The following is a 26264-nucleotide window of genomic DNA, read 5'->3' on the forward strand; positions in this document are numbered from 1 at the left end:
TCTCCCACGGTCTGTACTGCGCGAACAGTCAGAAGCGAGTTATGACCCTCCTCCTCCCTTCAAGTCCTACCATACAAGCGGGTTTACCCGCGAAGGGGCCCTCACAGACAACAGAAAATGAAACAGGCCGCACGAGGCGGCCTGTTTGTCATGCAACGATCACCTTAGTAACGGGTGATGTCCGCATTGGCTTCCAGCTGCTTGCGGAAGGCCGCAAAGTCCTGCTGGCCTGCACGCGATGCGAGGTAGCGGCGGATCTGCTGCTTCTCTTCGTCGGTGGCAGTAGCGCCTTCGTTGACGCCTTTGAGCTGCAGCACTACCAGGCTACCGTCACGCAGGACTACGCTGCCATACACCGGTTTGTCCTTGGCTTGCGGCTTGCCCAGGCGGAACAGCGCCTGCAGTTCGGCCGGGTCGATACCGTCCTCGCCACGGGTCACGGCTTCATAGGCCTTCCAGCCTTGGCCTTCATGCACGCTGCCCGCTGCGATGGAACCATCACGCAGGCCGGCGATCAGCTTGTCAGCCTTGGCCTTGAGTTCGGCAGTCGCCTTCTCTTTAGCCAGCTGCTCGCTGATGTTCTTGGCCACGGCCTCAAGCGGCAGTTGCTCCGGCTTGCGGTGCTCCTTGACGCGCAGTACCACGGTGGTTTCCGGATCGAGCTCGATGGCGGTGCTGTTGGCACCCTCGTCCAGCACTTCTTCGGAGAACGCTGCCTGCACCACCGAACGGTTGGCGGTAATGCCTTCGCCACCCTCGCGCCCGAAGGCTGCGGAGGTATGCACCTTGAGATTCAGGTCCTGGGCCGGCTGGGCCAGGTCGGAAGCCTCGTAGGCAGCATCTTGCAGCTGCTTGCTGGCGTCGACGTAACGCTGCTCGACCAGCGGAATCTTCAGGTCGCGGGTCAGCTTGTCCTTCAGGCTGGCGAAGCTCGGAACTTCCGGTGCCTGCACACCCAACAGCTTGATCAGGTGGTAGCCGAACTCGGTGCGCACCGGTGCCGATACCTGGCCATCCTGCAGCTTGTACAGCGCCTCTTCGAACGCCGGGTCGTACACACCAGGGCCGGCGAAGCCAAGGTCACCACCGTTGTTGGCGGAACCCGGGTCCTGGGAGAACTCCTTGGCCAGCGCGGCAAAGTCTTCACCTTTGGCCAGACGCTGCCCGATCTCTTCGGCACGGGCCTTGGCCTGTGCGTCGGTGGCCTTGTCATTGACCTCGATGAGGATGTGCGCGGCGTGGCGCTGCTCGGCGAGGTTGGCGATTTCCTTCTCGTACTGGGCCTTGAGCTCTTCGTCAGTCACTTTGACCTGATCGAAGAACGCCGACTTCTTCAGCTCGATGTAGTCGATCACCACCTGGTCAGGCGACATGAACTCCTTCGCGTGCTGGTCGTAGTGCGCCTTGACCTCTTCGTCGCTGACCTTGACCGCAGCCGGATCGGCCTTGAAGGTCAGGGAGGCGAAGTCACGGGTCTGCTTCTCCAGGCGGGCAAAGGCATCGACCTGCTGGTCGGTGACAAAGCTGCTACCGGCCAGGCCGGTGCGCAGCTGGCCGATGAGCATTTCTTCGGCGAGCATGTCACGGAACTGCATGCGGCCGTAGCCCATCTGGCGGATGACCTGGTCGAAACGGTCAGCACTGAACTTGCCGTCCACCTGGAATTCCGGCGTCTGCAGGATCACCTGATCCAGCGCGGCCTCGGAGAAGGCGAACTTGGCATCTTCGGCGCCCTGCAACAGCAGCTTGCGGCTGATCAGGCCCTTGAGCGCCTCTTCACGCAGCAATTTGTCATCCAGCAGCGCCGGGTCGAAATCCTTGCCCAGCTGTTGCATCAACTGACGGCGCTGCATGTCGGCCGCCTGGCTCAGCTCGTTCTGGCTGATGGTCTGGCCGTTCACCTTGGCGGCGTCCTGGCTATGGGTGGCGGCCTGGAAAATGGCTTCGAAACCGGTCAACGCCATCAAAACGACGATAAGGCCGATGATGGTCTTGGCAATCCAACCTTGTGAATTGTCCCTGATATTTTGCAGCATGCGTCCCCCAGAAACGGCTGTACCACTGCGTCGACAACCGCGGAGCGTGGGTAGAAACCTGATAAAAGAAAGGCGCATCCGAGGATGCGCCTTTGCTTAGCAAACGTGTCAGGCGGGAACGTTTGCGCCCCGCCTTCACCGTGCTCGGACCAGGCCAGGCCGGGTCCGGCTGAAAGACGACTTAGTTGACGGCGTCTTTCAGGCCTTTGCCTGCCTTGAAACCTGGAACCTTGGCGGCTTCGATCTTGATCGCCTTGCCGGTTTGCGGGTTACGGCCGGTGCGCTCGGCGCGCTCCTTGACCGAGAAGGTACCGAAGCCAACCAGTACCACATCGTCACCTTGCTTCAGGGCGCCGGTGACGGATTCGATGACTGCGTCCAGCGCACGGCCGGCTACAGCTTTCGGGATGTCAGCAGATGCGGCGATAGCGTCAATCAGTTCCGACTTGTTCACTCTAAGTCCCCTTATTTCTCTATTGAGTTTGTTTCTAAGTATGTAATGAAAAGCTTATGAAACGTGCGCTGGGTGGCCTGATGACAATAGCGTGCCGCTTTATAGCAAGGCCCCGAAAAAACTGTCAAGGAAAGCCCCCCAGCCTAAAACTACTAATGTGTGCTAATTCTTTCCTTAGCATCACCGTCGCGCTTTTCATCTTTCGCGACAATCTCAGGAGCCACATCTGGCAAGGGCTCCGGGGCGTATTGCAGCGCAATTTGCAGGACTTCGTCAATCCATTTGACCGGTTTGATCTGCAGATCCTGTTTGATATTTTCAGGAATCTCCTTCAGATCGCGAACATTCTCCTCTGGAATGATCACCGTCTTGATCCCGCCACGGTGTGCCGCCAGCAGTTTTTCCTTCAGCCCGCCAATGGCCAGCACTTGGCCACGCAGGGTGATTTCGCCGGTCATGGCCACGTCGGCACGTACCGGAATCTGCGTCAGCGCCGACACCAGCGCGGTGCACATGCCGATACCGGCGCTTGGGCCGTCCTTCGGCGTGGCGCCTTCCGGCATGTGGATATGCACGTCGTGCTTCTCATGGAAGTCGGCGGCAATACCCAGGCTGCGGGCGCGGCTACGCACCACGGTCTGCGCGGCAGTGATGGACTCGACCATCACATCACCCAGCGAACCTGTCTTGATCAGCTGACCTTTGCCGGGGATGACCACGGATTCGATGGTCAGCAATTCGCCGCCCACCTGGGTCCATGCCAAGCCGGTGACCTGGCCGATCTGGTCCTGCTGCTCGGCCAGGCCGTAGCGGAACTTGCGCACGCCCAGCAGGTGCTCCAGCTGCTCGCTGGCCACCTTGACCTTGACCTGTTTCTGCCCGGTATGTTCCTTGACCACCTTGCGGCAGACCTTGGCGATTTGCCGCTCCAGGCCCCGCACACCGGCTTCGCGGGTGTAGTAGCGGATGATGTCGCGGATCGCCGAAACGTCGACCTCCAGCTCTTCCTTTTTCAAGCCGTTGGCCTTGACCTGCTTGGGCACCAGGTACTTGACCGCGATGTTGATCTTCTCGTCCTCGGTGTAACCCGGCAGGCGGATGACTTCCATGCGGTCAAGCAGCGCCGGCGGGATGTTCATCGAGTTCGAGGTGCACAGGAACATCACGTCCGAGAGGTCGTAATCAACCTCCAGGTAGTGGTCGTTGAAGTTGTGGTTCTGCTCCGGGTCGAGCACTTCCAGCAGCGCCGAAGCCGGGTCGCCGCGCATGTCGCTGCCCATCTTGTCGATTTCATCGAGCAAGAACAGCGGGTTGCGCACGCCCACCTTGGTCATTTTCTGGATCAGGCGGCCTGGCATGGAGCCGATGTAGGTACGGCGGTGGCCACGAATTTCGGCCTCGTCACGCACGCCACCCAGGGCCATGCGCACGAACTTGCGGTTGGTGGCAGCCGCGATAGACTCGGCCAGCGAGGTCTTGCCGACGCCGGGCGGGCCAACCAGGCACAGCACCGGACCACGGATTTTCTTGACGCGCTTTTGCACGGCAAGGTACTCAAGGATGCGTTCCTTGACCTCTTCCAGGCCATAGTGGTCGGCATCGAGAATTTCCTCGGCCTTGGTCAGGTCCAGGCGCACCTTGCTCTGGGCCTTCCACGGCACCTGCACGAGCCAGTCGAGGTACGAACGCACCACGGTGGCCTCAGCCGACATCGGCGACATCTGCTTGAGCTTGTTCAGCTCGGCCTGGGCCTTGGTCAGGGCATCCTTGGGCAGGCCAGCGGCTTCGATGCGCTTTTTCAGCTCTTCGACTTCGTTGTGGCCTTCATCGCCATCGCCGAGTTCTTTCTGAATGGCCTTCATCTGCTCATTCAGGTAGTACTCGCGCTGGCTACGCTCCATCTGCTTCTTGACCCGACCGCGGATACGCTTTTCGACCTGCAACAGATCGATTTCGGCATCCAGCAGCGCCAGCACATGCTCGACACGCGTGGTCAGGTCGACAATTTCGAGAATTTCCTGCTTCTGCTCGATCTTCAGGGCCATGTGTGCGGCCATGGTGTCGACCAGGCGCCCCGGCTCTTCGATGCTGTTCAGCGAAGACAGCACTTCGGCAGGGACTTTCTTGCCCAGCTGCACGTACTGCTCGAATTGCGAGAGCAACGTGCGCACGAACACTTCCGACTCGCGCTCGGCAGCGTCGGTTTCGTCGATCAGGGAGACTTCGGCACGGATGTGCCCTTCTACTTCGGTAAAACGCTCCACGGCGCCGCGCTGCTCGCCCTCGACCAGCACTTTGACGGTGCCGTCAGGCAGTTTCAGCAATTGCAGTACGGTGGCGACGGTACCGACGCGGTACAGGGCGTCTTCACCCGGGTCGTCGTCGGCTGGATTCTTCTGGGCCAGCAGGAGGATCTGCTTTTCGCCCGTCATCGCTGCCTCAAGGGCTTCGATGGACTTTTCGCGCCCCACGAACAGCGGGATAACCATGTGCGGGTAAACAACGACATCGCGCAATGGCAAAAGAGGCAAGTCGAGGGTGGTCTTCATGATTTCGCCTCTACAGCGGCCTTATGGCCGGAAACCGGTGGAAATGATGCTTGGACCTAATGTGGGGGCACGCTTGGGAAATTACAAGCGCTAGCGCAGGAAAAGCAGAAAGGGGCCCGTAGGCCCCTTCCTTGCTTGCAACCATCAACCGGCCTTTGCCTGAATCAGGCGTCTGGCGCGGCCTTGGCTTGTGGCTCGCTGTTCTCGTAGATCATCAGCGGCTGCGAGCTACCATCGATGACGCTCTCGTCGATCACCACCTTGCTGACATCCTTCTTCGAAGGAATTTCGTACATGGTGTCGAGCAGGACGCCTTCGAGGATCGAACGCAGGCCACGGGCGCCGGTTTTGCGCTCCAGAGCCTTGCGAGCGACAGCCTTGAGCGCATCGCTGCGGAACTCGAGGTCGACGCTTTCCATCTCGAACAGCTTGGCATACTGCTTGGTCAGGGCGTTCTTCGGCTCGGTGAGGATCTGCATCAAAGCAGCCTCGTCCAGCTCGTCGAGGGTAGCCAGCACCGGCAGACGGCCAACAAACTCCGGGATCAGGCCAAACTTGACCAGATCGTCCGGCTCGACCTCACGCAGGGACTCACCAACCTTCTTGCCCTCTTCCTTGCTGCGTACTTCGGCGCCAAAACCGATGCCACCCTTGGTGGAACGGCCCTGGATGACCTTTTCCAGGCCCGAGAAGGCGCCACCGCAAATGAACAGGATATTGCGGGTATCAACCTGCAGGAATTCCTGTTGCGGGTGTTTACGGCCGCCTTGCGGCGGGACCGAAGCCACAGTGCCTTCGATCAGCTTCAGCAGTGCCTGCTGCACGCCCTCGCCCGAAACGTCCCGGGTGATGGACGGGTTGTCCGACTTGCGCGAAATCTTGTCGATTTCGTCGATGTAGACAATGCCCATCTGGGCCTTTTCCACGTCGTAGTCGCACTTCTGCAACAGCTTCTGAATGATGTTCTCGACGTCCTCACCCACATAACCGGCTTCGGTCAGGGTGGTGGCGTCAGCAATGGTGAACGGTACGTTCAACAGCCGTGCAAGGGTTTCGGCGAGCAGGGTCTTGCCCGAGCCAGTCGGCCCGATGAGCAGGATGTTGCTCTTGCCCAGTTCGACTTCGTCGCCCTTCTTGTCACGCTGGTTCAGGCGCTTGTAGTGGTTATACACCGCTACGGCCAGCACCTTTTTCGCGCGCTCCTGACCAATGACGTACTGGTCAAGGATGCCGCTGATTTCTTTCGGCGAAGGCAATTTGTGCGCGCTGCTCTCGGCCTGGGCTTCCTGCACCTCCTCACGGATGATGTCATTGCACAGGTCGACGCACTCGTCGCAGATAAATACCGAGGGCCCGGCAATCAATTTGCGCACTTCGTGCTGGCTTTTGCCGCAGAAGGAGCAATAGAGCAATTTGCCGCTGTCCTCGCCGTTACGGGTGTCAGTCATTCGATCGATCCAATCCGGTAGGCTTGCAACACAAGATGAAGGCAATTGCGGGCTTTTTCAAGTCCGCAGGTAGGCGCTTTGGGCGCCTGCCTGCTCTGGCACCCCGGTTCAGGAGGCCAGTTGCCGCTTGTCGTAGACCGAGTCGATCAGGCCGTACTCGGCCGCGCGCGAGGCGCTCATGAAGTTGTCACGCTCAGTATCACGCTGAATGGTCTCGAGATCCTGGCCGGTATGGTAGGCCAGCAGCTCGTTCAGACGCGCCTTGATGCTGAGGATTTCCTGGGCGTGGATCTGGATGTCGGTCGCCTGGCCCTGGAAGCCGCCCAGCGGCTGGTGAATCATCACCCGCGAGTTGGGCAGGCAGTGACGCTTGCCTTTCGCACCAGCAGTCAACAGGAAGGCACCCATGCTGCAGGCCTGGCCGATGCAGATGGTGGAGACGTCCGGCTTGATGAACTGCATCGTGTCGTAGATCGACATGCCGGCAGTCACCGAACCGCCAGGGGAGTTGATGTAAAGATGGATATCCTTGTCCGGGTTTTCCGCCTCAAGGAACAGCATCTGCGCCACCACCAGGTTGGCCATGTAGTCTTCTACAGGACCTACCAGGAAGATCACTCGCTCCTTCAACAGGCGCGAGTAGATGTCATAGGCGCGTTCGCCACGGGCGGACTGCTCGATAACCATCGGGACCAGACCGCCTGCGGCCTGGATGTCAGAGCTCTGCTGAATATAAGAATTGCGGGACATGTCCTGCGCTCACTCCCAAATAGTCATGGCTTGAATACGCACAAGCCAGCGCGAAGGCTGGCTTGTGGGGGTTTCCTACGAGAGTAGCCTGTTACTCAGCAGCGGCAGGAGCCTCAGCTGGTTTTACGGCTTCTTCGTACGAGACCGACTTGTCGGTCACAGTCGCTTTCTGCAGAACAGTATCTACAACTTGCTCTTCCAGCACAACCGAACGCACTTCGTTCAGTTGCTGGTCGTTCTTGTAGTACCAGGCGATGACCTGCTCAGGCTCCTGGTAGGCCGAAGCCATTTCTTCGATCATCTCGCGAACCTTGGCGTCGTCCGGCTTCAGTTCGAACTGCTTGACCACTTCGGCCACGATCAGGCCCAGCACTACGCGGCGCTTGGCTTGCTCTTCGAACAGCTCGACTGGCAGTTGCTCAGGCTTGATGTTGCCACCGAACTGCTGAACAGCCTGCACGCGCAGACGGTTGACTTCGTTTTCCAGCAGGGCTTTTGGCACTTCGATCGGGTTGGCGGCCAGCAGACCGTCCATGACCTGGTTCTTCACCTTGGTCTTGATCGCCTGACGCAGTTCACGCTCCATGTTCTTGCGAACTTCGGTGCGGAAGCCTTCCAGGGTCGATTCCTTGATGCCGAACTGGGCGAAGAACTCTTCGTTCAGCTCTGGCAGCGCAGGGGCGGCAACACTGTTGACGGTGATGGTGAACTCGGCGGCTTTACCAGCCAGGTCCAGGTTCTGGTAGTCCTCTGGGAAGGTCACGTTGACAACACGCTCTTCGCCAGCCTTGGCGCCAACCAGGCCTTCTTCGAAGCCTGGGATCATACGGCCGGAGCCCAGTACCAGCGCGGTGCCCTTGGCCGAACCACCGGCAAACACTTCACCGTCGACCTTGCCGACGAAATCGATGTTGACCTGGTCGTCGTTCTGCGCGGCGCGCTCGACGGCCTCGAAACGGGTGTTCTGCTTGCGCAGTACTTCCAGCATGTTGTCCAGGTCGGCGTCAGCCACTTCGGCGCTCAGGCGCTCGACGTTGATCGACTCCAGGCCAGCAACAGTGAACTCAGGGAACACTTCGAAGACGGCGACGAATTCCAGATCCTTGCCTTTTTCGAAGGATTTTGGCTCTACGGACGGAGCGCCAGCCGGGTTCAGTTTCTGCTCGACGATGGCTTCGTAGAAGGAAGCCTGGACCAGGTCACCGAAAGCCTCTTGACGAGCGTCAGCTTCGAAGCGCTGACGGATCACGTTCATCGGCACTTTGCCAGGACGGAAGCCCGCGATCTTGGCGCGCTTGGCAGTCTGCTGCAGACGCTTGTTGACTTCGTTCTCGACGCGCTCGGCCGGAACGGCGATGGTCATGCGGCGCTCGAGAGCGGAAGTGTTTTCAACAGAAACTTGCATGGATATTCCTCGTTGCACAGACGTTAGCCGGCGTTAGCCCGACTCCAGAATCAAGGGCAAGCATTCTAGTGAGTCGCGCAGCAGAAGTCACCCCACACGGGACGACGGGAAACCACGCCGGTCGATTAACTTTCAAGGCCCGCACGGCATACCGCCGAGCCTGTTTCAATAAGGGCCGCACGACACCTGGGCGCCCTGCAGCCGAAATACCTTGTCAAACAACCGCCAACAACGGCCTCGCTTCCTTTATTCAGGATCGATTTCGTTGAACTGGCAGTACTCTTCCCATTCCAGCCCCAGCGCCTCGGCCACCTCACGATGCGTTTCCAGGCGCATGGCCTTCAGCTGCTCCGGAGTTTCGGCGATCAACTGCAGCGCCAGCTCCCAGGGCTGAATACCCTGCTCGTCGGCTGCATCCTCGAACGCCCACTCGATCTGCTGGGCTTGCTCGCGCGCATCCAGCTCGCGGATTTCCTCAAGCAGCTGCGGATTGGCTTCGGCAAAGCGCTGTAGCGCAAGGGCCTGACGGGATTCTTTTGCGATCATCGGGCTGTTCCTCTACCGGCCAAATGGGCCGATGTTTCAACCGGCTGAAATCTAACAGCTTTTATTGGGGTGTCACTAGAGGATTACAAGGGGCAAGTCGCATTGATTTACCGCCCGGCGAATTGCCTTACGGCATCGCCGGAGACGCCCCATGGCATGGGGACGCGCTCCCAGCTTGAATGGAGTACCTTTTTTGGTACACTTCCATGGACAGGAACAAGCTGACACTGAAAGCACACTTCTATCGCACCAAGGCTGGCAACGAACCCGTACGCGAATGGCTGGCATCCCTCCAGCGCTCAGACAAATACCTGGTAGGCACCGAGATCAAGACAATTCAGATTGGCTGGCCACTCGGCATGCCCCTTGTCAGAAAGCTCGAAAATGCCTTGTGGGAAGCCAGGATAAATCTGGCAAACCGAATCGCCCGGGTTCTTTTTACCGTGGACGGAAACACCATGATCCTGCTTCACGGCCTCATCAAGAAGAGCCAGAAAACACCCGCGCCAGACCTGGCCACCGCCAGAAAGCGCAAAGCCGCCATAGAGAGGCACCCGCAATGAACCCACATATAGGCACCGATTTCGACGACTTTCTGGCAGGCGAGCAGCTTGCCGAAGAGGTATCTGCGGCCGCCCTCAAGCGCGTGATCGCCTGGCAGATCGCCGAAACCATGAAGGCGCAAAAAATCAGCAAGAAGGTACTGGCCGAGCGCATGCACACCAGCCGAACTGCCGTTGACCGGGCACTGGACCAGAATGACCCAGGCATGACGCTGGCAACCTTGGCCAGCGCAGCGCGAGCCCTCGGGCAACGTGTAGAGGTGCGTCTGGTACCGGAGAACGGCCCCGCCCTCACCTGAGTAAGCCAGCCACTACTCAAGCCCCAAAACAAAAAAGGCGCCCGATCTCACGATCAAGGCGCCTCTTCAAGAATATGGGGTGGACGATGGGAATCGAACCCACGACAACTGGAATCACAATCCAGCGCTCTACCAACTGAGCTACGCCCACCATATTGCGGTGTTACGATGTTGCGGTACAACCTTACAGAAGCATGGTGCGGACGAAGAGACTCGAACTCTTACAGCTTGCGCCGCTGGAACCTAAATCCAGTGTGTCTACCAATTTCACCACGTCCGCGTAACGCTTAAAACAAAGGCGCCAGATGCTATCGAGGCGCCCTTGAAGAATATGGGGTGGACGATGGGAATCGAACCCACGACAACTGGAATCACAATCCAGCGCTCTACCAACTGAGCTACGCCCACCATATTGCATTACAGCCTACTTGCTTGCCAAAGCTGCCTAATGGCGCACCCGGCAGGACTCGAACCTGCGACCATCCGCTTAGAAGGCGGATGCTCTATCCAGCTGAGCTACGGGCGCTTAAGCTTGAAGCCTAACCGAATGAGACCTTAACAGCGAACTGCTAAACCACTCATTCTGCCCGACTTAGCCAACCAGTGCTAGGCTGTGCCCGACAAGTGCGGCGAATCTTATAGTCGACCCTGTAAGTCGTCAACACCTTTTTAAAAAAAATTTAAATTATTTAAGGGGTTAGGGGATTTGCCCGACCACCCGCCTTTGCCCATGGGCCGTGTCGTGCGAGAATGCGCCCTCTTTATTGTTTCCTTCTCGATGGTTAATCACGCGTCTATGACTGCACACCTAATCGATGGCAAGGCGATCGCCGCCAACCTGCGCAAGCAGATCGCTCAACGTGTCGTGGAGCGTCGCCAGCAAGGCCTGCGTACACCGGGCCTGGCAGTGATCCTGGTCGGCACCGACCCCGCCTCCCAAGTCTATGTCTCGCACAAGCGCAAGGACTGCGAAGAGGTCGGCTTCATTTCGCAGGCATTCGACCTGCCCAGCGAAACCACGCAGCAGGCCCTGACAGAGCTGGTCGACCGCCTCAATGACGACCCGGCTGTCGACGGCATCCTCCTGCAACTGCCGCTGCCAGCTCACCTGGACGCATCGCCGTTGCTTGAGCGCATTCGCCCGGATAAAGATGTGGACGGTTTCCACCCTTACAACATCGGCCGCCTGGCCCAGCGTATCCCGCTGCTGCGCCCGTGCACGCCAAAAGGCATCATGACCCTGCTGGAAAGCACCGGTCAGGACCTGTACGGCATGAATGCAGTCATCGTTGGCGCGTCCAACATCGTGGGTCGCCCGATGGCCATGGAACTGTTGCTGGCCGGTTGCACCGTTACCGTTTGCCACCGCTTCACCAAGGACCTGGCCGGCCATGTCGGGCGTGCCGACCTGGTGGTCGTGGCTGCCGGCAAGCCGGGCCTGGTCAAGGGTGAGTGGGTCAAGGAAGGTGCCATCGTCATCGACGTGGGTATCAACCGCCAGGAAGACGGCAAGCTGGTCGGTGACGTGGTCTACGAGACCGCCCTGCCACGTGCCGGCTGGATCACCCCGGTGCCAGGTGGCGTTGGGCCGATGACCCGCGCTTGCCTGCTGGAAAACACGCTGTATGCGGCGGAAGAGCTGCATAAGTAATCGCGTGTGATGAAAAAACGGCACCTCTGGCAGGTGCCGTTTTTTTTGCCTGTGATTCATGCATTGGCCTTGCTGGCCTCTTCGCGGGCTTGCCCGCTCCCACAGGTACTCCACTGTTCTCAGGTCCAGTGATATCCCTGTGGGAGCGGGTTTACCCGCGAAGAAGCCAGCGCGGTGCTCAGCCGATCACTTCCTGGCCGCCTCCCACGACTTCAGCAGTTCGTTGTAGCTGACCGTCTCGCCTTTGGGCTTTTCGTTGGCCAGCTTGGGCTTGGGTGCACCGGGCTGGTCGAACCAGTACTGGGCATCCTTCTCCGGGTTGAGCTTGGGTGCACAGGTGGCCTGGGCGTTGGACCGCTGCAAACGTTCCATCATGCGGTCCTGGTCCCGCGCCAGGCCATCCAGGGCCTCCTGCGGGGTCTTCTCGCCACTGGCCACTTCGGCAATGTGGCTCCACCACAGCTGCGCCAACCGCGGATAGTCCGGCACATTGGTGCCGGTTGGCGTCCACTGCACCCGTGCCGGACTGCGGTAGAACTCCACCAGCCCACCCAACTTGGGCGCCAGGTCGGTCATGGCCTGGGAGTTGATGTCCGACTCACGAATCGGCGTCAGGCCGACGATGGTCTTTTTCAGCGACACCGTCTTGGAGGTGACGAACTGGGCATACAGCCACGCCGCCAAACGTTGCTTCTCGGGGGTGGATTTGAAGAAGGTCCATGAGCCCGTGTCCTGGTAACCCAGCTTCATCCCCTCCTCCCAGTACGGCCCCTTCGGCGAGGGTGCCATGCGCCATTTCGGCGTGCCGTCGGCATTCACTACCGGCAACCCCGGCTTGGTCATGTCGGCGGTAAACGCGGTGTACCAGAAAATCTGCTGGGCAATGTTGCCCTGTGCTGGCACCGGGCCCGCCTCGGAGAAGGTCATGCCTTGGGCTTCCTTGGGCGCATAGGCGCGCATCCAGTCCACGTACTTCTGCGTGGCATACACCGCAGCCGGGCCATTGGTGTCGCCGCCGCGGGTCACGCTGGAGCCTACCGGGTGGCAGTCCTCCACGCGAATGCCCCACTCATCCACTGGCAAGCCGTTTGGCAACCCCTTGTCGCCGCCGCCGGCCATGGAGAACCAGGCGTCGGTGAAACGCCAGCCCAGCGAAGGGTCCTTCTTGCCGTAGTCCATGTGGCCATAAACGCGCTTGCCATCTATTTCCTTGACTTCTTCGGTGAAGAACTTGGCAATGTCTTCATAGGCCGACCAGTTAACCGGCACACCCAGTTCGTAACCATACTTCTCCTTGAACCTGGCCTTGAGCTCTGGCCGTTCGAACCAGTCGGCGCGGAACCAGTACAGGTTGGCGAACTGCTGGTCGGGCAGTTGGTAGACCTTGCCATCAGGCGCAGTGGTGAAGGAAATGCCGATAAAGTCCTTCAGGTCGAGGGTCGGCGAAGTGTAGTCCTTGCCTTCGTTGGCCATCAGGTCGGTAATCGATTCCACCTTGCCGTAGCGAAAGTGCGTACCGATCAGGTCGGAGTCGTTGACCCAACCGTCGTAGATGTTCTTGTCCGACTGCATCTGCGTCTGCAGTTTTTCCACCACGTCACCTTCCTGCAACAGGTCGTGGGTCAGCTGGATGCCGGTAATTTCGCTGAAGGCCTTGGCCAGTACCTTGGACTCGTATTCATGGGTGGTGATGGTTTCCGATACCACGTTGATCTTCATGCCACGAAATGGCTCGGCCGCCTTGATGAACCACTTCAACTCGGCCAGTTGCTGCTCCGGAGTAAGGGTCGACGGCTTGAACTCGCTGCCGAGCCATTTCCTGGCCGCGTCTTCGTACTGGTCGGCCCAGGCCGGACCGTGCACGCTAGCCAGTACCAGCAAGGCGGCCAGGGTCAAATGTCGCCTGTTGTGCTTGTTGTCGAACATTGTGATCTCCCGTTTCGGTTATTCCACAGGGCCGCTCGCTCAGCCCCAGCGCAGCACCACCAGCAGCCACGCCAGCGACAGCAGCGAGGCCGCCCACAATGGCCAGTCGCTGACGCCGACCACCAGCAGGTGCAGGTAGGCGCTGGCCAGCAGGCCGATGAACAAACGATCGCCACGGCTGGTGACCAGCGGCAGGAAGCCCCGCCGCTCTACACAGGGGCGGCGCAGTTCGAGCAGGGTCATGCCCAGCAACAGCACGCCAATCGCGGCGAAAAAAAGCGCCGTCGGCAAGGTCCAGGCCATCCACTCCATAGCGTTGCCCTCCTTACACCCGGCCCAGGGCAAAGCCCTTGGCCACATGGTTGCGGACAAACCAGATCACCAGCATGCCCGGCAAGATGGTCAGCACCCCTGCCGCCGCCAGCACCCCCCAGTCGATGCCGGATGCCGACACGGTACGGGTCATCACGGCGGCAATCGGTTTGGCATTCACCGAGGTCAGGGTGCGCGCCAGCAGCAGTTCAACCCAGGAAAACATGAAGCAGAAAAATGCCGTGACGCCGATGCCGGAGCCAATCAGCGGGATGAAGATTTTCACGAAGAAGCGCGGGAAGCTGTAGCCGTCGATGTAGGCCGTTTCGTCGATCTCCTTCGGCACGCCCGACATGAACCCTTCCAGGATCCACACCGCCAAGGGCACGTTGAACAGGCAGTGGGCCAAAGCCACGGCAATATGGGTATCGAACAGGCCGATCGACGAGTACAGCTGGAAGAACGGCAGCAGGAACACCGCCGGGGGCGCCATACGGTTGGTCAGCAGCCAGAAGAACAGGTGCCGGTCGCCGAGGAAGCGGTAGCGCGAGAAGGCATAGGCCGCTGGCAACGCCACCAGTAGCGAAATCAGCGTGTTCAGGCACACGTAGTACAGCGAGTTGATGTAACCGCTGTACCAGCTGGCATCGGTGAAAATCACCCGGTAGTTTTCAAGGGTGAACGCCTGTGGCCACAGGGTCAGCCCGCCGAGGATCTCGGTGTTGCTCTTGAACGACATGTTCAGCAACCAGTAGATCGGTACCAGCAGGAAGAAGAAATACACTAGCAAGGCCAGTGTTTTGCGCGTGCTCATGGGCTAGTCCTTGTCGGCATGGGTCATGGCTGTGTAGAACAGCCACGACACCAGCAGGATGATCAGGAAATACACCAGTGAGAACGCCGCCGCCGGGCCCAGGTCGAACTGCCCCACCGCCATGCGCGTCAGGGTCTGGCTGAGGAAGGTGGTGGCGTTGCCAGGCCCGCCACCGGTCAGCACGAAGGGCTCGGTGTAGATCATGAAGCTGTCCATGAAGCGCAGCATCACCGCGATCAGCAGCACGTTCTTCAGCTTGGGCAGCTGGATATGGCGGAACACCGCCCAACCCGAGGCGCGGTCGATACGCGCAGCCTGGTAGTACACGTCGGGAATGGCGCGCAGGCCCGAATAGCACAGCAGCGCCACCAGCGAGGTCCAGTGCCATACGTCCATCACCAGCACGGTAAGCCACGCATCGAACGGGTCGCCGGCGTAGTTGTAGCCAACCCCAAGCTTGGCCAGGGTAGCGCCAAGCAGGCCGATGTCGGCGCGGCCGAATATCTGCCAGATAGTGCCCACCACGTTCCACGGGATCAGCAGCGGGATGGCCATGACGATCAGGCATACCGAGGCCATGCGCCCCTTGGTTGGCATGGTCAGGGCAATGGCGATGCCCAGCGGGATCTCGATCAGCAAGACGCAGGCAGAGTAGATGAACTGGCGCAGCAACGCGTCATGCAACGCCGGGTCGCGCAGCACCTGGCGGTACCAGTCGGCGCCGACGAAGTAGCGGTTGGACTGGTCGAAAATATCCTGCACCGAGTAGTTGACCACGGTCATCATCGGCACCACCGCACTGAACGCCACCAGCAGGAACACCGGCAGCACCAGCCACCAGGCCTTGTTGTTCTGCACCTTGTTCATCGGTCAGCCTCCAGCAGCACATCGTCGACGTACAGCATCAGCCATTGCGACGGCAGGTTGACCCAGGCCCGATTCACAGGCAACGGGCGGTCCTCGCCCAGGCGCGCCTTCAGCGCGACACCGCCCAGTTCGACAGTGACGATGCGGTAGGTGCCCAGGTCCTCGACATCCAGCACCCGAGCCGGGATGGCGCCATCGAACGGGCTGTCCCACAGCTGTACGAACTCTGGCCGGATACCCACTTGCAAGCGCCCGCCCGCCGTCGCCGCAAGGCGTTCACGCAGGCCGTCGGGCAGCGTCAGGTGGACATCGCCAAACACCACCCCGCCCGCCTCGGCATGCACCTCGATCAGGTTCATCCCAGGGCTGCCGATGAAATAGCCGACAAAGGTATGCCGCGGCCGCTCGAACAGCTCGCGCGGGGTACCGAACTGGACGATGCGCCCGCCATGCATCACCGCGATCTTGTCGGCGAAGGTCGACGCCTCAAGCTGGTCGTGGGTGACGTAGATCATGGTGATGTTGAACTGCTCGTGGATCTGCTTCAGCTTGCGCCGCAGCTTCCACTTCAGGTGCGGGTCGATCACCGTCAGCGGTTCGTCGAACAGGATCGCAGACACGTCATCACGCACCAGGCCGCGGCCCATGGAGACTTTCTGTTTTTCGTCGGCACTGAGGTTACGTGCCTTCTTGCGCAACACCCCGGCCAGGTCGAGCACTTCGGCAATTTCCTCCACCCGGGCACGCACCCGGGCTTCATCCAGCCCCTGGTTACGCAGCGGGAAGGCCAGGTTGTCGAACACCGTCATGGTGTCGTACACCACCGGGAACTGGAACACCTGGGCTATGTTGCGTGCTTGCGGCGACAGCTGGTTAACCGGCTTGCCGTCGAACAGCACTTCGCCATGGGACGGTGTCAGCAGCCCGGAAATGATGTTGAGCAAGGTCGACTTGCCGCAGCCGGATGGCCCAAGCAGCGCGTAGGCACCGCCCTGCTCCCATACATGCTCCAGCGCGTGCAGGGCATAGTCCGCCTCGCTGGCAGGCTGGCGGCTGTAGCTGTGCGCCAGTTGGCGCAGGCGGATCTCGGCCATCACCCTCTCCTTGCCTGGCGCAGCCCCGGGGCCTGCACCAACGCCCCGTTGCTGTCGAAGACGAACAGCTTGTGTGTGGGGATGAACACGCGAATCGGCGTGTCCACCTGGTATTCGTGCACCCCCGGCAGGTGAAGGATCACGCGCCAATGCTCATTGCGCACATGCAGGAAAGTCTCTGAACCACTGATCTCGGCAAGCTCCACCAGCACCGACAGCTCCAGGTCATCGTCGTGGGCCGGTACCAGCGTGATATGGCTGGGGCGCACACCAAAGCGGTAGTCGCCTTCGGCAAGCGCCTGCAAGTCGGCATTGCGGGCAAAGTGCACGGCCTGGGCCAGGCTCACTTCATTGCCACTGATACGGCCAGGCACCAGGTTGATCGGCGGCTCGGAAAACAGCTCGGCAGCCAGCACACTGCCGGGGCGCTGATACACCTCGGCGGTGGGCCCGCTCTGCACGATACGGCCCTCATGCACAAGGGTGGTGGTGCCACCCAGCGCCAGTGCTTCGTTGGGTTCGGTGGTGGCGTACACGGCAATGCAATGGCGCGCCGCGAACAGCTCGCGCAGCTCCTGGCGCAGGCCCTCACGCAACTTGTAGTCGAGGTTGACCAAGGGCTCGTCGAAGAGGATCAGCGAGGCATCCTTGACCAACGCCCGGGCCATCGCCGTGCGTTGCTGCTGGCCACCGGACAGCTCCAGCGGCAGGCGCTGCAAGTAGGGTTCGATGCGCAGCATTTCGGCGGTTTCCTGCACACGCCGGCGGATTTCCGCCTCGGCCATGCGCGCCTGGCGCAACGGCGAGGCGATGTTTTCGTACACGCTCAAGGTCGGGTAATTGATGAACTGCTGATACACCATCGACACATTGCGCTGGCGCACCGGCACACCCGTCACATCCTGACCATCCATCAGCACACGGCCCCGGTCCGGGCGGTCGAGCCCGGCCATCAGGCGCATCAGGCTGGTCTTGCCGGCCAGGGTGCGGCCCAGCAGCACGTTGAACGAACCGGGCTCGAAACGCAGTGATGCATCAACGATCCACGGCTGGTTGTCGACGCTGCGGCTGACCTGCTCCAGCACCAGGGACATGGCATGGCCTTCTTGTCGTTGTTGTCCGCCAGCCACAGCCAGTTCCGTGCCAGTTGCCCCTCGACGCTCTGGCACGGGGCCTGGGCGGTAGCCCGGGCAAATCGCCGGTTCGCAAGTGAACACAATCACTGAACAACTGAACACACGCCAGTTTGACAATGAACACCGGTGAACAACACTGAACAGCGGTCCGCCCATAACAACAACCACACAGGACAGGCCCATGGCTGCATCCGCTTCGCCCCATGCCCAACTGATCCAGGCCTCCTGGGCCCGCTGCCGCGATCACGGCCTGCAGCCACAGCATGCACCGGATTTCGACTGCCTGACCCGCGCCGAACTCAGCGCCCTGCTGGAACAGCGCCAGGCCCTGCTGTGCCTGACCCGTGAGGAAGTGCTGCCGCAATACGCGCACCTGCTGGGCAACGCCAGCTACCTGGTGATGCTGGCCGATGCCAGCGGCTGCCTGCTAGACAGCTGGGGCTCGCGGCGTTTCATCGAGCCGCGCCAGCAGCATGGTTTCAGCGCCGGCGCCCATTGGCACGAGCGTGGCGTCGGCACCAATGCCCTGGGCACCACGCTGGTCTGCGCCGAGGCGATTCACGTTGGCCAGGACGAACACTTCCTGCGCCAGAACCGCTACATGTCCAGCGCCGCCGCCCCCCTGTTCGACGCTACGAGGCAACTGGTCGGGGTGCTCGACGTGGCCAGCGACGGCTACCTGCCCGCCAGCCAGACACTGGGCCTGGTGCGCATGATGAGCCAGAGCCTGGAAAACCGCCTGATCCTTGCCGAACACGCCGACCAGCATGCGCAACTGATCTTCAACAGTGCCTCCGACAACCTCGACAGCCCTTGGGCCGGCCTGCTGGTGTTCGATGGGCACGGGCAGGTGCTGGCCGCCAACCACCGGGCCGACAGCCTGCTCGGCGGTAACCCGCTGCGGCAGAACATCGAGCAGTTGTTCCAGGTGCCCCTGCAGCAACTGCTCAGCCACCCCCGACAACAGCCCTTCGCCCTTCAGGCCACCGGGCGCAACCGCTTTCATTGCCAGTGGCAGCCCCCGCGCAAAGCTACCCGCCAGGCCGAAGCCGGTCATGTCGATGCGCGCCTGGAAAAAGCGCGGGTACAGGCCGGCCTGCTGCTGGAAAAGGACATTCCGGTGCTGGTGCAGGGTGAAACGGGTGTGGGCAAGGAAGTGTTCGTAGAAACCCTGCACCGCGCCAGCAGCCGCGCCGGCCAGCCGCTGATCGCCGTCAATTGCGCGGCGATCCCGGCCGAACTGGTGGAGTCGGAGCTGTTCGGGTATGACAAAGGCGCGTTCACGGGCGCGCACCACAAGGGCAACCCGGGGCTGATCCGCAAGGCCGACCACGGCATCCTGTTTCTGGATGAAATTGGCGACATGCCCCTGCCTACCCAGGCCCGCCTGTTGCGCGTGCTACAGTCGCGCAGCATCCAGCCACTGGGCAGCGGCGAACCGGTGGCGGTGGACATTCGCGTGGTGTCGGCAAGCAACCGCGACCTGGCTGAAGAAGTGCGTGCCGGGCGCTTTCGTCAGGACCTGTATTACCGCATAGCAGGGCTGGCAGTGATGCTCCCGCCACTGCGCGAGCGGGCAGACCGGCGACAGTTGATCGAACAGGTGCATGCCCGCTACCGCGAACCCGGGCAGCCTGCGCGGCTGCCATCGGGCATTATCGAGCTGCTCGATCAACACCCCTGGCCAGGCAACCTGCGGGAACTGGTGAGCGTGTTGCAGGTGGCGCTGGCCCTGGCGGGCGATGGGGCAGTGGGTATCGAGCACTTGCCAGCAGGTTTTCTCGCCGAGGCGTCGATACCGCTGCCGCCAGCGACTGAAGATATGGACTTGCAGACGCGGGTGGCGCAGGCCAATGGCAACCTGTCAGCGGTGGCACGCCAGCTGGGGATCAGCCGGACCACGCTGTACAAGCGATTGCGCGAGCGATGATGCCTTAGCGGTTGAAGCGTTCCACCAGGGCGCGTAATCCGGCACACACCTGTTCCAGTTCGGCACCCCGCGAAGCAGCGGCGTTGGCGCTGTTGGCACTGTGCTGGGCGATGCCGGCCACGCCATTGATCTGCCGCGACACATCATCAGCCACGGCCGACTGCTGCTGCGAAGCGGCGGCCATCTGCTGGCTCATGTCGCTGATGCGCTGCACCGCGTCACGAATGCCATGCAGCGCCTGGCGCGCTTGCTGCACCTGGGCAACGCCTTGCTCGGCCCCCGTAATGCCTTGGCTGGCAATGGCCACGGCTTGTTCGGCGCCACTGCGCAGTGTGTCGATGATCGCCTGGATATGCAGGGTGGACTGGCGGGTCTTGTCGGCCAGTGCCCGCACCTCATCGGCGACCACGGCAAAGCCACGGCCCTGTTCACCCGCACGCGCCGCCTCGATGGCGGCGTTGAGGGCCAGCAGGTTGGTCTGCTCGGCAATACCACGGATCATCCCTGCAGCATCGGCGATGGCACCGGTCTGACCGGCCAGGTGGCTGACCGCCTGGTTGATCTGTGTAACGGTGCCGGCCAAGGTGCGAATGGCCGCGCCACTGGCATCGGCCACCTGGCTGCCCTGCTCGGCCAACTGGTGCGCGGTGTGGGCCTCGGCGGCGGTCAACTGTACATGGTTGGCCACTTCCCCGATGGAGGCCGCCATCTGGTTCATCGCCGTGGCACTCAGGTCGGTTTCTGCACGCTGATCCAGCAATGCCGCCTCGGTGCTGCGCGACAACTGCCCGGCATCGTGGGCAGCTTCGGCCATTTGCGCGGCCAGGTCGCTCAACCGCGTCAATGCGGTTTTCAGCCGTGCCTCTTCGCTGATCAGCATCAGTTGCAGTTGCCCTGCATGGCCCGGCAGGTCGCTGTAGGTCAAGGCTGCGACCGGGTCGGCGAAGGCATCGCCAGCACCCTCGATCACCTTCTGCATCTGGCGCCCGAAGGCGTTGCGCCCCCACAGGCCATAGGCCAGGAACAGCCCAACGGTCAGCCCCTGCCCCAGCAGGCCAGGCCACAGCTGGTTGGCGCCCAGCGCCATCAGCCCACCGGCCAATGGCAGGGCCAAGGCTTGCGCCAGCAACGTCAGCCGGTGTGGCCAGGAGACTGCGGCCTGCCCATCGCGCAGCCGAGCATAAAGCGCCTCGGCGCGTGCCACCTGCTCGCGGGTGGGGCACACCCGAACCGACTCGTAGCCGACCACCCGCCCGCCTTCGAGGATGGGGGTGACGTAGGCGTTGACCCAGTAATAATCGCCGTTACGGCAGCGGTTCTTGACGATGCCCATCCAGCTTTTGCCGGCCTTCAGGTAGCGCCACATCAGCGCGTACACCGCTGGCGGCATGTCCGGGTGGCGCACCAGGTTGTGCGGGCTGCCGATCAGTTCAGCCTCGCTGTAGCCGCTGATGGCAGCAAATTCGGGGTTGCAATACGTGATCAGGCTGGCGGTATCAGTCGCTGAAATCAGCCGCTGATCAGAGGGGAAACGCTGCTCGACCGGGGTGACCGGAAGGTTGAGACGCACGATGAGGCTCCATTCATTGGGGTGCCGGGCGTGTGCTGCCAAACGCTTCCGGGAAGAACTCCCCCCCCAAAATGCCCTTTTGTGACCGCCCAGTCAGGCGCGGATTCTACGAATCCCACTGCATAAAGCAAATAAACCTTACTAATCATGCCGTTATCCAGGATTTCACGGTCGCCATCGCGCTTGGCAAGCGGATTGCAGAGGTGTTCAAGGCACTGGCCACGCCCTGCAAAGATTCATACGAGCCCCTTTCAAGGCACGCACCGAACTAGAGCCTGGCAGGCCGGATTGCCCCATAACTGGTCAGACCGGTAAGGCCAAAAACCCTTGCAATCCAGGTTTTTTCGCGCTTTTATGGCCTCGCGCTGAACAAACCGGTAAGACCACAATAATTAAGTCCTGCGCTCTTTCGCCCCGTGCGGCTACCGAAGCAAGGACGCCGATCAGAGACTCCTTCCATGCTCAAATGGTGCTCGCGTTCGATATTCCTGCAAGTCGTGCTCGGCCTTGCCCTCGGCATCGCCTGCGGTCTCAGCTTCCCCGACCTTTCCCTGCAACTCAAACCCCTGGGCGACGGCTTCATCAAGCTGATCAAGATGCTCATCGGCCTGATCGTGTTCTGCGTGGTAGTCAGCGGTATTTCGGGCGCGGGCGACCTGAAAAAGGTCGGGCGCATCGGCCTGAAGTCGGTGATCTACTTTGAAGTGCTCACCACCCTGGCGCTGGTGATCGGCCTGGTGTTCGCCTTCAGCAGTGGCATCGGCAGTGGTGCCAACATCCACCTGGACCAGCTGTCCAGCGCCGACGCCAACGGCCTGGCCGAGCGCGGCCAGCACATCCATGGCGCCACGGCGTTCTTCATGGACCTGATCCCCACCTCGGTGATCGGCGCCTTCGCCGACAACAACATTCTCCAGGTGCTGCTGTTCTCGGTGCTGTTCGGCAGCGCGCTGAACCTGGTGGGTGATTCGGCAGCCGGCATCTCGCGGCTGATCAACGAACTGAGCCACGTGATCTTCCGCATCATGGGCATGATCGTGCGCCTGGCCCCTATCGGCGTGTTCGGCGCCATCGCCTTCACCACCAGCAAGTACGGCCTGGAATCGCTGCAACACCTGGGCGGGCTGGTGGCGTTGTTCTACCTCACCTGCGCCGGCTTCGTGCTGATCGTGCTGGGTACCGTGATGCGCCTGTCCGGGCTGAAGCTGCTGCCGTTGATCAAGTACCTGCGTGAAGAGCTGACCATCGTCCTGGGGACCGCGTCTTCCGACGCCGTGCTGCCACAGATCATGCGCAAGCTGGAGCACCTGGGGATCGGCAGCTCCACGGTCGGCCTGGTAATCCCTACCGGTTATTCGTTCAACCTCGATGGTTTCTCCATCTACCTGACCCTGGCCATCGTGTTCATTGCCAATGCCACCGGCACACCGCTGGAAATGACCGACCTGCTGACCATCCTGCTGGTGTCGCTGGTGACTTCAAAGGGTGCTCACGGCATCCCAGGCTCGGCGCTGGTGATCCTCGCCGCCACCCTCACCGCCGTGCCGGCAATTCCGGTGGTCGGCCTGGTGCTGGTGCTGGCAGTGGACTGGTTCATGGGCATCGGCCGGGCGCTGACCAACCTGATTGGCAACTGCGTGGCCACCGTGGCCATCGCCCGCTGGGAAAAGGACATTGACCTGGAGCGTGCGCAGAACGTGCTCGACGGCAAGCTGGGCTTCACGCCCACACCGCGCAAGCAGCCCAACACGCACCATCAACAGGAATTCTGAACCAAAGCGGCCGGCGGTAACGCCGGCCCTTGCAGGAGCGAACCGTGATCAGCTCATCGACCGTCGTCAACTCAGTGGTGGAAAAACTGCGCCAGGCCCTGGCCCGGGGCCAATGGCGCACCGGCGACATGCTGCCGGGCCAGCGCGAGCTGGCTGAACAACTGGGCATCAGCCGCCCCAGCTTGCGCGAAGCGGTGACTGTGCTGGAAACCCTGGGCCTGGTGCGCTCGCTGCCGGGCAAGGGCGTACTGGTACTGGATGCCGACGCCGTTACCGCGGAACAGGGCATGGACACCAGTGCCGCAGCCAGCCTGGCCGATGTGCTGGAGCTGCGCTACACCCTGGAACCCTTCATTGTCGGGCTGGTGGCGCAGTCGGCCAACAGCCAGGACATCGGCCAGTTGCGTCTCACCCTGATGGACATGCGCGAAGCACTGGAGGCCGATGACAGCGAAGCCGGGGTAAAAGCCTACATCGCCTTCCATGAAGCGTTGTTCGCCCTCACCACCAACCCGATTTTCCAGAGTGTGGTGCAGCAGACCGGCAATGCCCTCAAGCAAAGCGCCGACATGCTGCGCAACTCGCCGGAGCACCTGGCGGCGAGGCTGAAGGAAAACGAAGCCGTGGTGCGCGCCATACGTGAACGCAACAGTGCCCAGGCCAGCGCCCAGATGCGCCAGCACATTCTGGCTGAAGGCCAGCGCATGGGCATTTCGCTGAACATCCCGGACGAACACCCGCACCCATGACCCCAGGAGAGCGCCCATGAACGCCGCCCCCCATTTGCCTGCCCTGCTCGCGGCTGGCGAAACCCGCCTGTCGGCCGAGCAGATCTACCCGCGGCTGTTCGACGCCATTCTCGAACAACGCTTGCCACCGGGCGCGCTGTTGCCCGAGCAGGCGCTGGGCCATGCCTTTGGCGTCAGCCGCACCGTGATCCGCCGTGTGCTCGGGCGCCTGTCCGACCAGCAGGTGGTGGTGCAGCGCCCCAGCCACACCGCGCACCTGGCCGCGCCCGACCCGGACCAGGCACGCCAGGTACTCAGCGCCCGGCGCCTGGCCGAAACCACGCTGATTACCCTGGCCGCCCAGCGTGCCCGGCCGGCTCAGGTGCGCCAACTGCGGCAACTGGTAGAGCGCGAACGCCAGCACCACGAAAGCGGTGAGCGTTGCGCGGCGATCCGCCTGGGCGGCGAGTTTCACCTGAAACTGGCGCAAGTGGCTGCCAATGCGCCGCTGGCGCGCTTTCTCAATGGCCTGGTGCCGATGACCTCGCTGATCATTGCCCGCTACGAATCACCGTGCTGCGACCACTGTGCGTGGGAGGAGCATGCGGCCATCATCGATGCCGTGGAGCAAGGCGATGCCGAGGCAGCGCTGGGTTTGATGCACCAGCACCTGGACCGCCTGGAAGAAAAACTCGACCTGGCGTAATTACGCGCTCCCCTGTAGGAGCGGCCTTGTGTCGCGATGGGCCGCAACGCGGCCCCAGGATTTCAGCTTCGCAGCGGATATTGTCGGGGCCGCTTTGCGGCCCATCGCGACACAAGGCCGCTCCTACAGGGACCGTGTTGCCGGGGCGATGGGCTGCACGGCAGTAGCTCACTGCCGCCCCTATACTCGGAACACCACCCCAGCCTCTACCAGGGAGGCGGTCGCGTGAGTTCCAGAACCCTTATATTGCTGTGCCTTCTGCTGGCCCTCGGCGCCTGCGCAAGCAAGCGCCCGCCTGCCCCGCCGCCACCCGCTGTACTCACCCCCGCCGCCTGGCAACGCATCGACCAGGAACTGATCGATGCCTCGGCCGGCGCCGCCGGCTCGGCCAACGACTATGCGCGGCGCTCCATGCGGGTGTGGAAAGAGCAGGTGCAGCAGCGCACCGAAAGCGACTTCATCCCCTGGTTTACCGGCTACTGGACCCAGCAGTGGCTCACCCTCAAGGTGGCCTGGTACAAGCTCGACAGCGGCGAAGGCCGGGAACCTGCAGAAAAACGCCTGGCCCTGTACCTGCAGGAGCAGTACCACGAGCGGGTGATCGAGCCGGTGGCCGAACAGATCAACCCCGAGGGCATCCGCGACCGCGCCTGCGAGTTGTACCTGCAACTGCTTGGCCAGCAGTTACCGGCCATCATCAGCCGCTACAACGCGCCCCCCGAGCAGTTCAGCCAGCGCCTCAACCGCATCCCCGCCATCCATCTGGGCCCACCGGATGCGCGCAATGCCAGTCTGTATCAACTGCTAAGGGCCAAGTCGCTGGACCAGCAACCGGCCTGGCAAGCCATGCGCCAGCACCTGCACCAACTGGCCAGCAAAGGCCCTGGGCGGACTGACGTCGGGCTTGACTCAGTGGCCACCCGCGCCAGCGAAAAGCTCGGCGCCACCCTCGCCCCGCGCGGGATCGCCAGCGCCGTGGCGTCGGCAGTGGGCAAGGTGGCGGGTGCGATCATTTCGATCGCGGCGGCCGGCTACGGCATGATGACCCATGACCGCGATCACCCACAGATGGTCGAGCAGTTGCGGGTGATCCTCAACGTGGCGCTGAACGAGGAATGGCAGGAGCTGATGGAAAACCGCCAGAGCGGGGCCATGGCGGGGGTGTACTACCTGTCGGGGCAGGTTGAGGACAGCTTGCTGGCCAGCGTGCCGCGGCCGGTTGAACAACCTGTGGAGCAGCCAGTGAAGCAGCAGGAACCTTTGATCATACGCCTGCCGCCGTAGGGGTTGCCGTGGCCGAGTCTGGCAACCCGAACACCCGGTCGAATGCCCAGTTGTAGGCAAAGGTGTAGCAAGGCACCAGCACGATGAACGCCATGTCCACCAGCAACGCCTCCACCAGCGTCATGTCCAGCCACCAGGCAATCAACGGAATCAGGTACACCACCAGGGTCAGCTGAAAACCGATGGCATGCGCCACCCGCCGCGCCACGCTGCGCCCGCGCTTGGCCTGGCGGCTTTCCCAATATTCGAACAAGGTGTTGTAGGCCAGGTTCCAGAGCATGGCGATGGTGGTGATCATGACCGCCAGCGGCCCGGTGTGCGACGCCTCGGTGTCGGACAGGTAAGCCAGCCCCAGCGTCGACATGCACAACCCGATCAGTTCATAGAAGGTCACGTAGACCAGTTTGCGTTTCAGTCCCTGCAC

Annotated in this window: 23 protein-coding genes, 4 tRNA genes and 1 pseudogene; 8 read left to right on the forward strand and 20 right to left on the reverse strand. The window is 61.7% G+C overall.

Translation table 11 applies throughout. The annotated features are described in order from the left end of the window. Positions 1–164: 164 nt before the first annotated feature. From ACQKPZ_RS23215 to ACQKPZ_RS23245, 7 genes are all read right to left on the reverse strand, one after another. Entirely contained in the window at positions 165–2036 is a 1872-nt protein-coding gene (locus ACQKPZ_RS23215; RefSeq protein WP_427542681.1) for a SurA N-terminal domain-containing protein, read from the reverse strand. A 181-nt stretch (positions 2037–2217) separates the two neighbouring features. After that, positions 2218–2490 carry a nucleoid-associated protein HU-beta gene (gene hupB / locus ACQKPZ_RS23220; protein WP_003250246.1) on the reverse strand — a complete coding sequence of 91 codons (273 nt, stop codon included), beginning with the start codon at positions 2488–2490 and terminating at the stop codon, positions 2218–2220. Positions 2491–2642: 152 nt separating this feature from the next. Further along, positions 2643–5039, reverse strand: coding sequence for an endopeptidase La (lon, locus tag ACQKPZ_RS23225; RefSeq protein ID WP_403203401.1), 2397 nt, complete (start codon positions 5037–5039; stop codon positions 2643–2645). Positions 5040–5203: 164 nt separating this feature from the next. Next, on the reverse strand, positions 5204–6487 hold the full coding sequence (gene clpX / locus ACQKPZ_RS23230; RefSeq protein WP_391132928.1) for an ATP-dependent Clp protease ATP-binding subunit ClpX: 1284 nt from the start codon (positions 6485–6487) through the stop codon (positions 5204–5206). 108 nt (positions 6488–6595) lie between these two features. Further along, the gene (gene clpP / locus ACQKPZ_RS23235; protein WP_012271562.1) at positions 6596–7237 is read right to left on the reverse strand and encodes an ATP-dependent Clp endopeptidase proteolytic subunit ClpP; all 642 of its coding nucleotides are present in this window, start codon (positions 7235–7237) and stop codon (positions 6596–6598) included. 91 nt (positions 7238–7328) lie between these two features. Beyond that, positions 7329–8642: a trigger factor gene (gene tig / locus ACQKPZ_RS23240; RefSeq protein WP_427542684.1), complete on the reverse strand. Its 1314-nt coding sequence runs from the start codon at positions 8640–8642 to the stop codon at positions 7329–7331. Between the two features lie 246 nt (positions 8643–8888). Further along, positions 8889–9188: a DUF6388 family protein gene (locus tag ACQKPZ_RS23245; RefSeq protein ID WP_427542687.1), complete on the reverse strand. Its 300-nt coding sequence runs from the start codon at positions 9186–9188 to the stop codon at positions 8889–8891. A gap of 206 nt (positions 9189–9394) precedes the next feature. Here ACQKPZ_RS23245 and ACQKPZ_RS23250 point away from each other — a divergent pair, with 206 nt between their 5' ends. Together ACQKPZ_RS23250 and ACQKPZ_RS23255 are read left to right on the forward strand one after the other, a co-directional pair. Next, complete coding sequence (locus tag ACQKPZ_RS23250) at positions 9395–9751, forward strand: type II toxin-antitoxin system RelE/ParE family toxin (protein WP_427542690.1); 357 nt, start codon at positions 9395–9397, stop codon at positions 9749–9751. Next, positions 9748–10050, forward strand: coding sequence for an XRE family transcriptional regulator (locus tag ACQKPZ_RS23255; RefSeq protein ID WP_427542693.1), 303 nt, complete (start codon positions 9748–9750; stop codon positions 10048–10050). Before ACQKPZ_RS23250 ends, ACQKPZ_RS23255 begins: the two co-directional genes overlap by 4 nt. A gap of 75 nt (positions 10051–10125) precedes the next feature. Here the strand turns inward: ACQKPZ_RS23255 and ACQKPZ_RS23260 are convergent. The 4 genes from ACQKPZ_RS23260 to ACQKPZ_RS23275 form a co-directional block, all read right to left on the reverse strand. Further along, positions 10126–10201 (reverse strand) — tRNA-His (locus tag ACQKPZ_RS23260). A gap of 44 nt (positions 10202–10245) precedes the next feature. Further along, positions 10246–10330 (reverse strand) — tRNA-Leu (locus tag ACQKPZ_RS23265). Positions 10331–10382: 52 nt separating this feature from the next. Beyond that, positions 10383–10458, reverse strand: a tRNA-His gene (locus ACQKPZ_RS23270). Positions 10459–10499: 41 nt separating this feature from the next. Next, positions 10500–10576, reverse strand: a tRNA-Arg gene (locus ACQKPZ_RS23275). Between the two features lie 270 nt (positions 10577–10846). On the opposite strand from ACQKPZ_RS23275, the gene folD reads away from it, so the two are divergent. Next, positions 10847–11701: a bifunctional methylenetetrahydrofolate dehydrogenase/methenyltetrahydrofolate cyclohydrolase FolD gene (gene folD / locus ACQKPZ_RS23280; protein ID WP_391132912.1), complete on the forward strand. Its 855-nt coding sequence runs from the start codon at positions 10847–10849 to the stop codon at positions 11699–11701. A gap of 186 nt (positions 11702–11887) precedes the next feature. Here the strand turns inward: folD and ACQKPZ_RS23285 are convergent, their stop codons facing one another. From ACQKPZ_RS23285 to ACQKPZ_RS23310, 6 genes are read right to left on the reverse strand one after another with little or no spacing between them, the layout of a single operon-like run. Further along, positions 11888–13627 (reverse strand): carbohydrate ABC transporter substrate-binding protein, encoded by a 1740-nt coding sequence (locus tag ACQKPZ_RS23285; RefSeq protein ID WP_427542696.1) that lies wholly within the window; start codon positions 13625–13627, stop codon positions 11888–11890. Between the two features lie 39 nt (positions 13628–13666). Further along, positions 13667–13939, reverse strand: a complete 273-nt coding sequence (locus tag ACQKPZ_RS23290; RefSeq protein ID WP_427542699.1) for a DUF2160 domain-containing protein — start codon at positions 13937–13939, stop codon at positions 13667–13669. 13 nt (positions 13940–13952) lie between these two features. Further along, entirely contained in the window at positions 13953–14753 is an 801-nt protein-coding gene (locus ACQKPZ_RS23295) for a carbohydrate ABC transporter permease (protein WP_427542702.1), read from the reverse strand. Positions 14754–14756: 3 nt separating this feature from the next. Further along, positions 14757–15620, reverse strand: coding sequence for a carbohydrate ABC transporter permease (locus tag ACQKPZ_RS23300; protein ID WP_391132900.1), 864 nt, complete (start codon positions 15618–15620; stop codon positions 14757–14759). Continuing rightward, positions 15617–16714: an ABC transporter ATP-binding protein gene (locus tag ACQKPZ_RS23305; RefSeq protein WP_427542705.1), complete on the reverse strand. Its 1098-nt coding sequence runs from the start codon at positions 16712–16714 to the stop codon at positions 15617–15619. Before ACQKPZ_RS23305 ends, ACQKPZ_RS23300 begins: the two co-directional genes overlap by 4 nt. Then, the gene (locus ACQKPZ_RS23310) at positions 16714–17808 is read right to left on the reverse strand and encodes an ABC transporter ATP-binding protein (protein WP_427542708.1); all 1095 of its coding nucleotides are present in this window, start codon (positions 17806–17808) and stop codon (positions 16714–16716) included. The genes ACQKPZ_RS23305 and ACQKPZ_RS23310 overlap by 1 nt, the downstream gene beginning before the upstream one ends. A gap of 223 nt (positions 17809–18031) precedes the next feature. On the opposite strand from ACQKPZ_RS23310, the gene ACQKPZ_RS23315 reads away from it, so the two are divergent. Then, the gene (locus tag ACQKPZ_RS23315; RefSeq protein ID WP_427542711.1) at positions 18032–19780 is read left to right on the forward strand and encodes a sigma-54-dependent Fis family transcriptional regulator; all 1749 of its coding nucleotides are present in this window, start codon (positions 18032–18034) and stop codon (positions 19778–19780) included. A gap of 4 nt (positions 19781–19784) precedes the next feature. On the opposite strand, the gene ACQKPZ_RS23320 is transcribed toward ACQKPZ_RS23315, so the two are convergent. Both ACQKPZ_RS23320 and ACQKPZ_RS23325 read right to left on the reverse strand, forming a co-directional pair. Then, positions 19785–20867 carry a methyl-accepting chemotaxis protein gene (locus ACQKPZ_RS23320; RefSeq protein ID WP_427542761.1) on the reverse strand — a complete coding sequence of 361 codons (1083 nt, stop codon included), beginning with the start codon at positions 20865–20867 and terminating at the stop codon, positions 19785–19787. Positions 20868–21020: 153 nt separating this feature from the next. Then, positions 21021–21350, reverse strand: a pseudogene (locus ACQKPZ_RS23325) (PAS domain-containing protein); the annotation flags it as partial. 458 nt (positions 21351–21808) lie between these two features. Between ACQKPZ_RS23325 and ACQKPZ_RS23330 the strand changes: the two are divergent. The 4 genes from ACQKPZ_RS23330 (at position 21809) to ACQKPZ_RS23345 (ending at position 25840) form a co-directional block, all read left to right on the forward strand. Further along, a complete protein-coding gene (locus ACQKPZ_RS23330) occupies positions 21809–23122 on the forward strand; it encodes a C4-dicarboxylate transporter DctA (protein WP_284355841.1) in 1314 nt (437 codons plus the stop codon). 44 nt (positions 23123–23166) lie between these two features. After that, entirely contained in the window at positions 23167–23871 is a 705-nt protein-coding gene (locus ACQKPZ_RS23335) for a FadR/GntR family transcriptional regulator (RefSeq protein WP_427542714.1), read from the forward strand. Between the two features lie 16 nt (positions 23872–23887). Continuing rightward, positions 23888–24556: a GntR family transcriptional regulator gene (locus ACQKPZ_RS23340; RefSeq protein ID WP_427542717.1), complete on the forward strand. Its 669-nt coding sequence runs from the start codon at positions 23888–23890 to the stop codon at positions 24554–24556. Positions 24557–24781: 225 nt separating this feature from the next. After that, positions 24782–25840, forward strand: coding sequence for a hypothetical protein (locus ACQKPZ_RS23345; RefSeq protein WP_427542720.1), 1059 nt, complete (start codon positions 24782–24784; stop codon positions 25838–25840). On the opposite strand, the gene ACQKPZ_RS23350 is transcribed toward ACQKPZ_RS23345, so the two are convergent. Next, complete coding sequence (locus ACQKPZ_RS23350) at positions 25821–26264, reverse strand: PACE efflux transporter (RefSeq protein ID WP_427542723.1); 444 nt, start codon at positions 26262–26264, stop codon at positions 25821–25823. The genes ACQKPZ_RS23345 and ACQKPZ_RS23350 overlap by 20 nt on opposite strands.

Source organism: Pseudomonas sp. NPDC089547 (assembly GCF_050280665.1).
Taxonomy (GTDB): Bacteria; Pseudomonadota; Gammaproteobacteria; order Pseudomonadales; family Pseudomonadaceae; genus Aquipseudomonas.